General features: G+C 43.1%; 14 protein-coding genes and 2 tRNA genes. 6 read left to right on the top strand and 10 right to left on the bottom strand.

Translation table 11 applies throughout. The annotated features are described in order from the left end of the window. Positions 1–2: 2 nt before the first annotated feature. From ACFSCZ_RS13655 to ACFSCZ_RS13620, 8 genes are all read right to left on the bottom strand, one after another. Complete coding sequence (locus ACFSCZ_RS13655) at positions 3–935, bottom strand: ABC transporter permease (protein WP_380774570.1); 933 nt, start codon at positions 933–935, stop codon at positions 3–5. Beyond that, entirely contained in the window at positions 932–1,864 is a 933-nt protein-coding gene (locus ACFSCZ_RS13650) for an ABC transporter permease (RefSeq protein ID WP_380774568.1), read from the bottom strand. Before ACFSCZ_RS13650 ends, ACFSCZ_RS13655 begins: the two co-directional genes overlap by 4 nt. 126 nt (positions 1,865–1,990) lie before the next feature. Then, the gene (locus ACFSCZ_RS13645) at positions 1,991–3,655 is read right to left on the bottom strand and encodes a peptide ABC transporter substrate-binding protein (RefSeq protein WP_380774566.1); all 1,665 of its coding nucleotides are present in this window, start codon (positions 3,653–3,655) and stop codon (positions 1,991–1,993) included. Between the two features lie 219 nt (positions 3,656–3,874). Then, positions 3,875–4,831 carry an ABC transporter permease gene (locus tag ACFSCZ_RS13640; protein WP_380774564.1) on the bottom strand — a complete coding sequence of 319 codons (957 nt, stop codon included), beginning with the start codon at positions 4,829–4,831 and terminating at the stop codon, positions 3,875–3,877. Further along, positions 4,824–5,747 carry an ABC transporter ATP-binding protein gene (locus ACFSCZ_RS13635; protein ID WP_380774562.1) on the bottom strand — a complete coding sequence of 308 codons (924 nt, stop codon included), beginning with the start codon at positions 5,745–5,747 and terminating at the stop codon, positions 4,824–4,826. Before ACFSCZ_RS13635 ends, ACFSCZ_RS13640 begins: the two co-directional genes overlap by 8 nt. Positions 5,748–5,750: 3 nt before the next feature. Beyond that, positions 5,751–6,467 carry an ABC transporter ATP-binding protein gene (locus tag ACFSCZ_RS13630; protein WP_380774560.1) on the bottom strand — a complete coding sequence of 239 codons (717 nt, stop codon included), beginning with the start codon at positions 6,465–6,467 and terminating at the stop codon, positions 5,751–5,753. Beyond that, complete coding sequence (locus ACFSCZ_RS13625) at positions 6,464–6,838, bottom strand: GntR family transcriptional regulator (RefSeq protein ID WP_380774559.1); 375 nt, start codon at positions 6,836–6,838, stop codon at positions 6,464–6,466. The genes ACFSCZ_RS13630 and ACFSCZ_RS13625 overlap by 4 nt, the downstream gene beginning before the upstream one ends. Positions 6,839–6,841: 3 nt before the next feature. Continuing rightward, on the bottom strand, positions 6,842–7,579 hold the full coding sequence (locus ACFSCZ_RS13620; protein WP_380774558.1) for a hypothetical protein: 738 nt from the start codon (positions 7,577–7,579) through the stop codon (positions 6,842–6,844). Positions 7,580–8,147: 568 nt separating this feature from the next. Between ACFSCZ_RS13620 and ACFSCZ_RS13615 the strand changes: the two genes are divergently transcribed. After that, the gene (locus tag ACFSCZ_RS13615) at positions 8,148–8,588 is read left to right on the top strand and encodes a carboxymuconolactone decarboxylase family protein (protein ID WP_380774629.1); all 441 of its coding nucleotides are present in this window, start codon (positions 8,148–8,150) and stop codon (positions 8,586–8,588) included. Positions 8,589–8,660: 72 nt separating this feature from the next. Here the strand turns inward: ACFSCZ_RS13615 and ACFSCZ_RS13610 are convergent, their stop codons facing one another. Both ACFSCZ_RS13610 and ACFSCZ_RS13605 read right to left on the bottom strand, forming a co-directional pair. After that, positions 8,661–9,239, bottom strand: coding sequence for a DNA-3-methyladenine glycosylase (locus ACFSCZ_RS13610; RefSeq protein WP_380774557.1), 579 nt, complete (start codon positions 9,237–9,239; stop codon positions 8,661–8,663). Positions 9,240–9,252: 13 nt separating this feature from the next. After that, a complete protein-coding gene (locus ACFSCZ_RS13605) occupies positions 9,253–10,215 on the bottom strand; it encodes an alpha/beta hydrolase (RefSeq protein ID WP_380774556.1) in 963 nt (320 codons plus the stop codon). Positions 10,216–10,397: 182 nt separating this feature from the next. Between ACFSCZ_RS13605 and ACFSCZ_RS13600 the strand changes: the two genes are divergently transcribed. The 5 genes from ACFSCZ_RS13600 to ACFSCZ_RS13580 all read left to right on the top strand — a co-directional run bounded on the left by ACFSCZ_RS13600 (position 10,398) and on the right by ACFSCZ_RS13580 (position 14,494). Continuing rightward, complete coding sequence (locus ACFSCZ_RS13600; protein WP_380774554.1) at positions 10,398–11,702, top strand: homoserine dehydrogenase; 1,305 nt, start codon at positions 10,398–10,400, stop codon at positions 11,700–11,702. Continuing rightward, entirely contained in the window at positions 11,699–12,760 is a 1,062-nt protein-coding gene (thrC, locus tag ACFSCZ_RS13595; protein WP_380774553.1) for a threonine synthase, read from the top strand. Before ACFSCZ_RS13600 ends, thrC begins: the two co-directional genes overlap by 4 nt. Next, the gene (gene thrB, locus ACFSCZ_RS13590; RefSeq protein WP_380774552.1) at positions 12,757–13,665 is read left to right on the top strand and encodes a homoserine kinase; all 909 of its coding nucleotides are present in this window, start codon (positions 12,757–12,759) and stop codon (positions 13,663–13,665) included. The genes thrC and thrB overlap by 4 nt, the downstream gene beginning before the upstream one ends. Positions 13,666–14,010: 345 nt before the next feature. Further along, positions 14,011–14,083, top strand: a tRNA-Arg gene (locus ACFSCZ_RS13585). A gap of 318 nt (positions 14,084–14,401) precedes the next feature. Beyond that, positions 14,402–14,494: transfer RNA gene (locus tag ACFSCZ_RS13580), tRNA-Ser, on the top strand. The last annotated feature ends 4 nt before the right edge of the window (positions 14,495–14,498 follow it).

Genomic DNA, 14,498 nt, shown 5'->3' with positions numbered 1-14,498 from the left:
CTCTATTCCCGCAATTTGGGGTCGAGTGCATCCCTGAGTCCGTCCCCAAATACATTAAATGCCAGCATGGTCAAAGAGATTAAGATGGCGGGTATGAATAGTTGGTAAAAATGCCCTACATGAATACTGCCAAGTGAATCACTGACGAGCGTTCCCCAGCTGGCTTGAGGGGCCTGTACACCCAATCCAAGAAAGCTTAAAGTCGCCTCGGCAAAAATAGCTGTCGGAACGGTGAGGGTAATATTGACGAGAATCGGCCCCAATGTATTGGGAATCATATGTTTTTTTAATACCCATCCCATTTTTGCCCCCATCGCATTGGAGGCCTGGACAAATTCCAGTTCTTTTAATTGCAGGACTTGCCCCCTTACAAGACGGGCCATTTGAATCCATCCGGTGATCGACAGAGCGATAATGATCGGCCAGATTCCTCTTTCCATGACAATCATGACCAAAATCACCACCAGCAGGTAGGGGATAGCATATAGAATTTCAGCTATTCTCATCATGGCATGATCTACGCGGCCGCCTTTGATCGCTGAAATACCGCCGTATACCACGCCTACCAAAAAGTCAATCAGTGCAGCCATAACTCCAATAAAAAGTGAAATTCTGGCGCCATACCAGCTTCGGGTAAATATATCCCTGCCGGCAGAATCGGTTCCAAACCAATGTTCCGCATTAGGTCTTACATTCTTTTTTGTAAAATCCTGTTCATAATAGGTGTACCCGTTCAAGTGAGGGCCGATGACCGCCATAATAATTAAAATAATGATGACTATCAGACCAAGCATCGCAAGTTTGTTCTCACCGAGCCTGCGCCATACATCGGACCAGTAGGAAACGGATGGCCTTGAAATTTTTTCAGCTTCCTTAAAATTGTCCTCTGCAGGCAAAAACAGTTCTTCTGGCAATTTTAGATCCTGCTTGCTCATGAGCCGCTCTCCTTTGTAATTTTGATTCTCGGGTCAATCCATGTATAGGCGATGTCCACAATTAAAAGCAGTATAACAAGAATGATGCTGTAAAAAATCGTTGACCCCAAAATAACCGGATAATCACGGCTGAATATGCTTTTTACAAACATTTCCCCCATTCCCGGAATTCCGAAAATATGCTCAATAATAAAACTTCCCGTCACCAGGTTGGCGGTCAGAATGCCCAGGACAGTCACGACCGGGAGAATCGCATTTCGAATGGCATGTTTAAGTAAAATGACACCGGTTGACAATCCCTTCGCTTTTGCAGTTAACATATAGTCCTGGCTCATTACTTCCAGCATACTGGATCTCATTAACCGTGCAATGTATGCCATCGGCATCATGGCCAGTGCAATGGATGGCAAAATGGTGTGTGACCACGACTTCCAGGTGGCAACCGGCAGCAGGTTCCATTCAACTGCCACATAGTGAATCAGAAATGTGGCTAGAACAAAATTTGGAACGGACAGGCCGATGATTGCCAGAACCATTGAAGAGTAATCCGGCCACCGGTTTCTGTTTAATGCCGCGATCACTCCAAGGATTAATCCAAACGTAATGGCTATGAATAGGGCCTGCAGCCCCAAATGAAGGGAAATGGGAAACCCTTTTTTAATATAGTCATTGACTGATATAGATTGGGTTTTCATGGACGGGCCAAAATCGAATTGGAGAACGGATTTTAGATAAAGGCCATACTGGACAATTTCCGGTTTATCCAAATTGTAATGGCTCTGCAGGTTATTATATACAGCCGGGGGCAACGCTCCTTCTCTGGCAAACGGGTTCCCGGGAATGATTTTCATAATAATAAAAGTGAGAGTTATGATCACCCACACAGTAACCATTGCCCAAAACAATCGCTTTATTGTATATTTCCACATCTATTACACCTCTTTCATCTCTTGTCTTCCCAACTCTTGAATGGTTGATAGGTATAATGAGTGCAGCTTATCATTCACACCAAAACCGGGTATGCCAGGACGGCATACCTCGATTTTGGACACGGTTTACTTTTCAATGTCAGCATAAATGAACTGCGGATAACGGTTGATAGGTGTAAAGATACCTGATACATATGGTTTCACTGTAAAAGGTTTTGTGTAGAAATAAATCGGGATGATGGGCATCTCATCCATTAATATTTCTTCTGCTTTATGGAGGGCATCCATGCGTTCTTTTTCATCCATGGATGATTTCGCAAATTTGATATTCTGATCGTATTCTGAATGACTCCAGTTGGCATCATTAAAAGAGCCGCCCGTTACCCATAGATCCATGAACGTCATCGGATCCACGTAGTCACCTACCCAGCCTGCCCGTGAAATTTGGTAATCCCCTGCTTTTTCCCGGTCCAGCTTCACTTGGAACTCCACGTTTTCCAAAGTGACATGTACATCAAGGTTTTTACGCCACATTTCCTGCACAGCTTCCGCTATTTTTTTGTGACCTTCGTCCGTATTATACGTAAGCGTAAATTCAGGCATTTCACTTAAGCCTTCCTCCGCAAGTCCTTCAGCCAACAGCTTTTTCGCTTCGCCTATATCTTCTTTAAACAAGTCTCCGGAATTCTCCTGAAAATCCCCCTGTGCATCGGGGATCCCCGGTGGAATGACACCATACGCAGGCTGCTGCCCGCCTTGGGATACATGTTCAACCAGCGCCTTGCGGTCGATGGCCATAGACAAAGCTTTTCTCACTTTTTTGTTATTGAATGGTTGTACTTCATTGTTAAGATTGTAATAGTACACTGCTAAATCCGGAGCAATTTCAAACTCAGGGTCATCTTTGCTGCTCAGTTCACCCTGGACATCTGGAGGCAGCGGATAAACCAAATCAAGATCGCCGGCCTGATACATTTGCCAGGCAGTGTCCGCATTGTCAATAATGACAAAGTTGACTTCATCCAGATGGATCTTGTCCTTGTCATAGTAATTTTCGTTCTTCTCCAGTTTCAAACTGTCTTTATGTTTCCATTCCGTGAGCTTGAAAGCACCGTTTGACACATAGGTGTCGGCTTCCAGTGCCCAGTCAGGGTTCTCTTCCTGAACTTTTTTATTCACAGGATAATAAGTGTAAAATGATGTCAAATCCAGGAAGTAGGGTGTCGGTTCCGCAAGAGTCACTTCAAGCGTATGATCATCCAGGGCTTTTATCCCGACATTTTCTTCCAATTCCGCGTGCTCATCCTTGTTCTCGGAGCTGTTATATTCTTCTCCGCCTTTTAAATAGTATAGTTGATATGCATATTCGGCAGCGGTTTCAGGATTGAGCACATGTTTCCAAGCGTACTCAAAGTCATGGGCTGTCACGGGATCTCCATTTGACCACTCGACATCCTCTTTCAAATGAAAAGTCCATGTAATCCCATCTTCACTGACTTCCCAGTCTCTGGCCATTCCGTCGACAATTTCTCCTTCAGGCGTCTTCTTTGTCAATCCTTCAAAAGCATGTTCCAAAATCCATGAATCATGAGTTCCTTGGGCTTTGCCCGGATGAAGTGAGCCCGGCTCTTCATTGTTGTTGAGATTCAATACTTTCTTGCCGCCTTCTTCACTGGATTTTTCACCATCAGACGAATCAGGCGTAGACTCTGTCTCACCACTGAAGCAGCCGGTAAGAAGCAAAATGAATGCGGTTACAAAACTGATCAGCATCAACCGTTTCCTTTTCAAACTTAATCCCCCTTTTCAATATTTTGGCAACGGTTCAGCAAAAAAATTGCCTTCTATTATTCTATGAAAGATGGAGAAGGGTCATTCATTTGCTTTTTCGTTACATCCTAAATATACCAAAAAGAGGGAAATATTTACAGTTCTTTTATTATACTATAAAATTATTTTTACAGTTTATCAGAAATAGGAATGAAGTCCCTATTTCCTCATTAAATGTTATTATGACGCGATATCACGCTTTAAAAAAATGGAAAATGCCAGGAGATGAAAGACTAAAAAATAGATCAATAATACTATAACAGAAAACTTCATGGTCATGCCTTCCACCAGGGGAATCCCGTCAATATACTGCATTAGGTCTGTATTGGCAAACAGGCTGTATTTGGCCCAGTTAAATTTGCTTGCCAGCAGGTTCGTAACAGTTCCGCCAGTAAAAAGAAGGAATACAGATAGACCAATGGCCAAAGCACTGTTTCTGAATACAGCTGAAATCATAAAAGCCATGGCTGCCAGCAAAACGACCCCGATCGCATGAAGGACGTAGGACTTTAATAGATAGAAGAGTAAACTTTGCTCTTCCACCCGTCCGTTTACATAAGCCAGATGGACGTTGTTTGCCGCATTACCCGTACCAAAAAGAATGGTTCCTATCAGCCCTGCACCAACAAACAATATAGCAAGCATGAAAATTAGAAACAGATTTACGGCAATATATTTTGAAAGGAGAATTTTCCAGCGCTGATAAGGTTTTATTAGGAGAATTTTCACCGTTCCCCATGTAAATTCATTGGCTACAATTCCTGCGGCAATCACCAATACAAACAATCCGGCAAAAGGGATGAGAGAAGCCGAATCATTGATAAAGGTCCAGACCGTATTTTCGGTAGTAGGAGGTATATCATGTTCAATCCGATACTCGTTCAAGGCCACCTGTTTTTCCGTGAATGCCCTCATAGACGGCGTTGTGATCTGTATTCCGTCAGACTCCTTTAGTAACGATTCGTTTTGGGCAGCGAGTTCCTGCTTCCAATCGTTGGAAGCTGCCTTTTCTTTTCCTTCCATATATTTGGTGATTCCAGCAGCAGCCACTATACACAAAATGAGGAGCCCGATCATTAGATAAGTGCTCGACTGTCTAAAAATTTTTTCCCATTCATTTCGTACCAAATTAAACAATTTCCGGTACCTCCTCCTGCCTTGTCATTTCCAAAAATCGATCTTCCAGTGATTTTTTCAGCGGACTGCATTCAAATACGAGTACATCGTGATCAAGCAGCAGCCGGAGCAAATCGGGAATTTGGCATGTTTCCGCCAATACGCGAATTCCCTCTTGAACCTTCACCGCCTGAAAATGATTTGCCGCCAGAATTTTCATTGCTTCCTTCCGGTTATTAACATCTAGAAAATAGTTCTTTTTCTCTTGTTCGGCTTCAGCTTTATGAACATGTTGGACACTGATCAGCTTTCCTTTTTGAATAACGGCAATCCGGTCGCACATCATTTCCATCTCAGAAAGCAGATGGCTTGATACGATAATGGCAAGATTCTTTTCCTTGGCTAAATACCTTAAATGATTTCTAATCTCTCTGATCCCGGCAGGGTCCAGACCATTCGTCGGCTCATCCAGGATAAGGATTTCAGGATCGTGCAGAAGGCTTTGAGCGATCCCCAATCTTTGTCTCATCCCTAATGAATAAGTTTTTACCTTGTCATGAATTCTTTCAGTTAAACCGACTAGTCTCACAGATTCATCTATTTTTTCTTTCGTTATCCCTTTAATCAGACGGGAAGCCTGGAGTAAATTTTGGTAACCGGTCAAAAACTTATACAGCTCCGGATTTTCAACGATGGCTCCCACATGACTGATGGCCTTCTCGTAGTCTTTACAGATACTTCTTCCGCAAATCTTGATTTCACCTTCAGTCATGCCAATTAACCCCACAATCATTCGGATGGTTGTCGTTTTTCCGGCCCCGTTTGGACCCAGGAAGCCAAAAACTTCCCCGGCTTCAATCTGGAAGGTGAGATTATCAATAATCTTTTTTCCGCGAATCGTTTTCGTTACATTTTGAAGTTCAACAACTGCTGCCATGAATTAGGACACATCCTTTCCGGAGTGTTGTTCCATGATGGATTTAAACCATTCCAACACAGAGACACCTTCCGCTTCACGAAGTGTTTCCACATTTTGTTGGCCGATCACATCGCCGTTATAGATAGCCGCCACTTCATCGAGTAACGGTTCAATCTCATCAATTTCGTGTGTAGCGATGATCACAGTCTGTTTGTCAAATTGGACATAATTCAGAAGACTTTTCACAATCGAGTCTCTTACCATCGGGTCCAGTCCGGAAAATGGCTCATCCAGCAAAACAACCGGGACGTCCCTGGCCAAAGTGAGTACGAGTTTCAATCTGCCCCTGTTTCCCTTTGACAGCTGTTTTATTTTTTTATCCTTCGGTACATCCATCTCCTGTAAAAGCTGCATGGCCTTCTCCCTATCAAAATCGGAAAATTGGGAGTCATAGAAATCAATCATCTTTCCACATGTAAATGAATCATAAAACATATCGAGTTCCGTCAAATACGCAACATGTTTGCTGATTCTTCTCGTTACTTTTTCCTGCAGAACTGATACTGTTCCACTGTTCGGATAGACGAGCCCTGTAATCATTTTTAAGGTTGTCGACTTTCCGCTTCCATTGGGACCAAGCAGTCCGTAAATTTTACCCGGCTTAAACCGAAGCGTCACATTATTTAAGGCTTTTTCAGATCCATATCTTTTGGTTACCCCGCGCAGTTCAACAGTCATGTCCGATCACTCTCTTTCAGATATTGTTGTAATCCCTTTATGATTTGCTGTTTTGTGTACCCCAGTTCTTCCATGCTTCTGACAAACTGTCCGATAACTTCTGTCTGCATAGAGTCCCTTAATTCCTCAACAATACTTTCACGATTGATCACAAATGTTCCCTGGCCGCGCTTTGTTTCCACAATTCCCATCCTTTCCATTTCGGCATATGACCGTTGTATCGTATTTGGGTTAACACCCGATTGAACTGCCATTTCCCTTACAGAGGGCAGCTTATCGCCCGGATTGATCTCACCGCGAATGATCTGCTGAAAAACCTTTTCCATAATTTGTATATAAATGGGCTTGGAAGCCTCATAATCATGAGCCATGCCTTACACCTCCACTTTTCTGTCCAACAGCCAACTGGCGAGGAGGAAAATTACGACTGATACAGTGGCATAAAATAAAATGATTATGATGGGAAGCGATGCATCCGTATAAATAATTTGCCAGCCATCTTCGTAGGTCATTTTTGGAGCTATGTTTACATTGATTCCAAAGGAGAACATTTCATTGTTTAATATTTTCAACTTTACAAGTAGGGCTTCAACCAAATTATAGGCAACCCATACAAGGATGACTGCCAGCCAGCGAAAGTTTCGAATGGCAGGAAACCTGCCAAGAGAGTGGTAAATTGTCCATAGAAAAATGACCCAAACCGATATATACATCGAAGTCGCAAAGATACCTAAATTCATATAAACCCCTTGTTTAAACGGAAGAAGATGACTGAAATGCTCAATCACTCCGCCGTCAACCAAAATTTTCATTACAGCCAATCCATATAAAGAAATGATTACCTGTGTAATCAGCTGAATAATGGCTGCAGCACTAACTTTAGACAGCAGTAACTTTATGCTTCCCTGGGGATTATAAAGCCAGAGCTGTGTCTTTCCCTCAAGGTTTAGAATTGTCAGCAGAAAAATGGGAGCAAGAAACATATGAATCCCCGCCATCATGGCCAAAAAAGGCACCGTAATGGTCGGTTCCGATACATATAAAGAGAGTCCATAAATTGCGGCCATCCCGAGAAACATAACGGCCAGCCAGACAAGATACCAAAATTTCATTAAACTTACATCCTTTTTTAACAGACCCATAAACGCACTCAATATCCGTACCTCCGTTGTATTAGTGTATTAATTAAATAGTACACTAATACGAACACACATGTCAAACTCATTTTTCATATGTAGATGTAACTTTTTATGAACAAATGAACCCAGTTTTTGTCCGCCATACAATAGAAATTCCGCACATTCCTTGATTTACCCTAATCAAACACAGAATTCTGCAAATATTAAAAGGTATTACTAGAACAAATCGCTAATTTAATGGAGAATACTCCCATCTCAAGCTATGGTTTATATTCAAGTTCATAAAGTAGTGGAACAGCGGGCGGAAAAGGTATTTCTGATTTGTAAGGACATGATAAGGGCAGTTATGCAGTCAAAGCAAGCAGCCTTTCCGAAGAAATGGAATCTGCCATGGATGAATAGCAGGTTTGAGTAATTTATAAAATGGAAGTATCACTCCTGAAATATCATTTCCAAAATTGAAAGTAAAAAAAGAAAAGAGGGATTGAACATGAGCAAACTTTTTAGTAAAGGGTTGGTAAAAGGAGCAGGGTTCATCAAAATGGAAAATAGAATGAACTATTTTAAAGCAGCACCAAATGCTTTAGAAAAAATGATGGAATTGGAGAAATACACAAAGAAAACGTTCATTGATAAAAAATTGAGGGAGCTCATCAAAATACGCGTCTCACAAATCAATGGCTGTTCCTACTGTTTAAACATGCATACAAAAACAGCAAAAAAACTAAAAGTAACAGATAAGCAAATCAATCAATTAAAAGACTGGAATGAAGCAAACATATTTAGTCCGAAAGAAAAATTGGCATTGGAATTAGCAGAAAACGTAACGCTTATTGCAGAAAAAGGCGTGAGTGATGAATTGTATCAGCGTGTCAGAGAACATTATAATGAAAAAGAATATGTAGACCTGATTATGATCATTAATCAAATAAATATGTGGAACAGATTGTCGATTTCCATGGGAAATACTGTAAAAGAATAAAAATGTTACAACTTTGAAATCATGGTCGAAAAAGATGGATAAGTTGAGCTCATGCGGATGCTCACTTATCCTTTATTTGGAAACATATGGATTTCCTTTGATCCAATACCGCCATGGATAATCGCGTGCCTCCCCCGAATTTTGTATGCCTATACGAGGACCTCGTTCGATTTCAGAAGGCGCCTTACCCTTGGTTATATAAAGCGGCCGTTCAGAAAGCTTTCGCCCATAATCCTCCATGGTGATCCCCATGGCCTTGGTCAATTTTCCCGGACCGTTCGTCAAATTTTTCATTTTATCCACCGGCCGTCTTTTTAACATTAGATCTATGCCTTTCTGCGGCTCCAAAGCTCGTATCAGCACAGCTTCCGGTTCATCCACTCCCGCACTTACAACGTTGATCAGGCAATGTGTGTGCATGGTATATGTATAAACAAGCCCCGCCTCTCCAAACATGATCTCCGTCCGTTTTGTTCTTCTATTTCCAAAACTGTGGGCCGCGCGGTCATGAGGACCTTTGTACGCTTCAGTTTCTACAATCAATCCGGCGGCCAAGCCCTCCTCTGTCTCTTTGACAAGCAGGCAGCCCAGAAGAGACTCTGCCAGTTCAAGTGTTGGCTTCCGGAAAAATGCTTTGCTCAGCGGATTCATCTCCTGACCTCCTTCAACTATTTTTTTCCAGTGCTGCTTCAAAAAAAGTTTTTACCCTGTCCACGTATTCCTCTGTATTTTGCTCAAAAGACTTCACGTGCCCCTCTCCATCCGTCAGCCATATAGAAAAATGCTCCGGATCCTTTTTGGCCATGATTTCGCTTTCCGTATATGGGATGGAACCATCCCCTTTATTATGGATGAAAAGGATAGGTCTCGGTGATACTTTATCCAGCACACTAACAGGGCTTGCCTCCTCCAAATCAATATCGGCCATTAACGGAATAATAGTTAAGATTAAAGGTGTGAATGGAAAATTCGGAAGGTTTGTCCAAGCGGGCATGTTTTCTTCCAGATAGTCATCCAAATCACTGAAAGGACTGTCGGCAACAACAGCAACCACCTCTTCTGATTCAGCAGCAGCCAAAATGGATGTGGAAGCTCCCATGGAGATACCAAGCAATCCCACCGGCTCCTTATAATTTGCCGTTGTCCAGTCTATCGCACCCAGTAAATCAAGTTTTTCCATAGCACCGACAGTTGTCATGTCTCCTCCCGACTCTCCCGCATTCCGGAAGTCAAACATGATCACACGATACCCATCGGCCAGCAAGTTGTTGGCAAGCGGCAAAAAAGGAATATTTTCCTGATATCGATTTCCTTTATAGCCATGGGCAAAAATTACATTCATTTTAACCGGAACAAGCGGTTCTAAAACCCATCCAGAAAGTTTTGTCGTTTGATCCCTGCTAACAAATTCTATATCCCTATAATCCATTTCGTAATCACTTGGAAGCAATTCAACGGCCTGCTTTTCCGGCTTAATCAAACTTGTTCCCACATAAATGGATATCCCGATACAGGCTGCAATCGTTAGTAACATCAATATAATTCCGGAAATCAGGGTGATTTTCTTTTTATTCCACGTTCCGGGCCTTTTCCCGGCAACATGTGACCTGTTCATTGGTTCAAGCATGCACGATTCCTCCTCAAAACTTCGATATACTTCAATAAATATTTCGTGATAAAGTCTCGAACTCCTCTTTCACTCTGTTCTCCGAGGAAAGCAGTAAAAAACACCTTGACTTTTGACACTTGAATGTCTACTATAAAAAGACAAATGTACTTTATAGACAGACAGAAAGGTGAGGAATAAGAATGAATAAAGACTATGTATCTATCGGATTATTAGGTTTGGGAACGGTTGGTTCCGGAGTTGTACAAATTATACAAAACCATCAGGATGAGCTGCAATATAGGCTTGGCACTGGTGTCAAGGTAAAAAGCATTCTTGTCCGGAATACGGATAAAGAAAGAGATATTGAAGTTGGGCAGACATTCCTCACCTCGAACCCGGATGATATTCTGCAAGACCCTGAAATTGATCTGGTTGTTGAAGTGATGGGCGGTATTGAAGAAGCAAAGGACCATATCACAAAAGCTATCCAAGCCAAGAAACATGTAGTAACGGCAAACAAGGATTTGATCGCTCTTCATGGTCCGGAATTGCAGAAAGCTGCAGTGGAAAACGGCGTTGACTTATTTTACGAAGCGAGCGTCGGAGGCGGTATTCCGATTTTACGCGGACTGACAGAAGGTTTGGTATCAGATAAATTGAAGAAGGTTATGGGGATCGTCAACGGTACTACCAATTACATTTTAACAAAAATGGAAGAAGACGGTCTTTCCTATGAAACAGCGTTGAATCAAGCGCAGGAGCTCGGCTTTGCGGAAGCTGATCCAACGGCTGACGTCGAAGGATTGGATGCAGCAAGAAAAATGGCAATTCTTTCCAGACTTGCTTTTTCAACGAGCGTATCTCTTGACGATGTTGAAGTGGAGGGAATCAGCAAAATCGACCTGGAGGACCTTCATTACGGGAAAAAATTAGGCTACTCCATGAAACTGATCGGTTTTGCCCAAGTAGATGACCAAAAGGTCGAAGTTAACGTCCAGCCGACGTTTTTGTCAAAAAGCCATCCGCTATCGTCTGTTAAAAATGAATATAACGCCATCTATGTCCAAGGGGAAGCAGTCGGCGAAACGATGTTCTACGGTCCAGGTGCAGGAAGCCTGCCGACAGCCACTGCAGTCATGGCAGACGTTATGGCAGTCATTAAAAATATGCTTCTCGGCGTAACAGGAAAAAGTGCTATAGCTCCAAGGTATGAAAGTGTGTTAAAATCACCTAAGGAACGTTTTGGACAATTTTATTTCAGGCTTCATTTGGCCGACGAAGTCGGTGCATTTTCACAAATCACCACATTATTTAATGAACTGGGGATCAGTTTTGAAAAAATCTTGCAAACTCCGCTCAATAAAGGGGAGTTGGCTGAAATCATTATTGTTACTCACAGAGTTTCCCTGGATAACTTCCAGGAAGCTTTAATGAAGCTTAGAGATATGGAAGTTGTCAAAGACGTTATCAGCTATTATCGTGTAGAGGGGAATGGAGAAGCATGAACTGGCCGGGCCTGATCTCGCATTATCAAAAATATCTGCCTGTGACAGATAACACACCAAAATTAACACTACAGGAAGGAAATACACCATTAGTACATCTGGCCCATTTATCAAACGAATTGGGAATTGAATTGTACGCAAAAATTGAGGGCGCCAATCCTACGGGGTCTTTTAAAGACCGCGGGATGGTGATGGCTGTTGCAAAAGCTGTTGAAGACGGCAGCAGATCCGTCATTTGTGCATCAACAGGAAATACATCTGCCGCTGCTGCTGCCTACGCTGCCAGAGCTGGCATCAGGGCCATCGTCGTCATACCTAATGGTAAAGTGGCTCTCGGAAAGCTCGCCCAGGCGATGATGTATGGTGCGGAAATCGTAGAAATTGAAGGAAACTTTGATGAAGCTTTACAAGTGGTTCGTACAGTGAGCGAATCAGCACCTGTAACACTCGTAAATTCTGTGAATCCATATAGAATTGAAGGACAGAAGACGGCTGCTTTTGAAGTTTGCGATCAGCTGGGCTCTGCTCCGGACATCCTGGCAATCCCAGTCGGAAACGCCGGAAACATCAGTGCTTATTGGAAAGGTTTCAAAGAGTACAACGAGGAGAAACAGACAGGTCTGCCTAAAATGTTCGGTTTTGAAGCAGAGGGTGCAGCTGCAATCGTAAAAGGCGAACCGATTGCACAGCCCGAAACTGTTGCAACTGCTATTCGTATCGGAAACCCTGCCAGCTGGGATTTGGCAACTGCAGCAAGGGACGAATCAGGAGGAAAAATTGAAGCTGTAACTGATGAAGAGATTTTACATGCTTATCAGCTCATTACCAGCAAAGAAGGCGTATTTGCAGAGCCGGGATCCTGCGCATCCATCGCTGGCGTGGTTCAGCAGGTGAAAAACGGCAGTATCCCTAAAGGAAGCAAAGTGGTTGCAGTCCTGACAGGAAACGGATTGAAAGATCCTCAAACTGCTATCTCTCAAATTGAGTATGACCCTGTCGTACTTCCAAATGATGAAACTGCCATCGTTGAATACATTAAAGGCGTTGTCGAAAAATGATGAACTTCACAATCACTGTTCCGGCGAGTACCGCCAACATCGGACCCGGTTTTGATTCGGCCGGAATGGCGTTGAACCGATATTTGACACTGCACGTAAGGGAGCATGATGAGTGGGTTTTTGAGACTCGCTCCAAACATCTGCCTCCTGCAGAAGATGCTGAACAGCATTTTATTTATCAAATAGCAGAAAGGCTGGCTTCGGAATACGGAGCCGCTCTTTCTCCTTGTAAAGTGATTGTTAAAAGTGATATTCCGCTGGCTCGGGGGATGGGCAGCAGCGCTTCAGCTGTTGTGGCAGGTATTGAACTTGCCAATCAGCTCTGCAGCCTGAATTTAGATCTGGACAGGAAGCTGGAATGGGCAACAAAGTTTGAAGGTCATCCGGATAACGTAGCTCCGGCTCTTTTCGGAGGTTTTATTGTTACAGCGGCTACAAAGAAGACGGACCAAGTCGAGTATTTTCGAACAGACGAATTGCAAGTAGATTTAGTCCTCTATGTTCCAGATTTTGAACTCAAAACGGAAACCGCAAGAAAAGTGCTGCCCGATACATGGAGCATGGCTGATTCGACTGCAGCAAGCGGTATCGGAAACGTAATGATTGCCGGGCTTATTTCAGGAGATTATGAACTCGCCGGCAGGATGATGGAAGCGGATCTCTTTCATGAACCCTACCGTGCATCCCTTATTCCCAATTACGAAAAAATCCGGCTGAAAGCAAAGGAAATGGGTGCGTATGGCACTGTCATCAGCGGAGCCGGACCAACCATGATTTCATTTGCACCTAAAGGTTCCGGACCAGCTATTGCAAAAGGAATGCAAGTGGAGCTGCCGGATTATACAGTTGAAGTCATGGAAGTTGACAAAAAAGGGGCACGGGCAGAAACTTTTCAGGAAAATTAATCATAAGAATGTCAGACTGTCTAGAAAATAGGTGAAAAACTAACTTTCTAAGACAGTCTTTTTTGTGTTAAACAATTGTAGCGGGACAACAGGGGAACAAAGCGGAGTACTCTTTCAATGGGGCACGATCTGAAGGGGTCCTTTTTTCGTCTCTCTATATCGAGAGGTTGATTTGAAAGAGGCCTTCATGATCATTGGCATTGCCCGGAATGTAAAACATCTTTTACATTGGTCATTCTAAGTTTTGCTAACTGTCTTTTGCAAAACTAAATGGAAAAGACCGGTTCTTTTACAAGCAAAAATAATTGAAAATCCTTTGCAGACAGTTTATTATTTTTATAATTTGCTGGTGTAGCACAGCTGGTAGTGCACATCACTCCTAATGATGGGGCCGCAGGTTCAAAGCCTGTCACCAGCACTGAACCTTTGATGTGAAAAGCGGGAGCGCCACGATCAGCCCCGCCAACAATTCCTTGGTATTAGCACTACATGCTTCATGCCTCTTCGCGGCGGACGGCTTTTCTAGGCAAAGACCATTTATCCTGCCGGCTTGGATCTTGGACCAGGCACATAGGAAGGATAAGTACCGATTGTCTCCATACACACTTCCTGTTGTACTATAGAACCAGGACATCCTGTCCGGATATCCGAAAAGTAAATAAAAAATAAGCCCGACGATCTTTTTATACAAAAACAATAACGGTCTCCAAACAGGAGCGTTTTTCTCTTCCAATACGGAGAAGTACCCAAGTCCGGCTGAAGGGGATGCACTCGAAATGCATTAGGGCGGGCCGCCGCGGCGTGGGTTCGAATCCCACCTTCTCCGCCATGCA

Origin of the sequence: Siminovitchia sediminis, assembly GCF_042680885.1 — a bacterium.
Lineage (GTDB): Bacteria > Bacillota > Bacilli > Bacillales > Bacillaceae_C > Siminovitchia > Siminovitchia sediminis.
The sequence above is the reverse complement of the archived record's forward strand: the minus strand, read 5'-3'. Positions and strand labels throughout refer to the sequence as shown.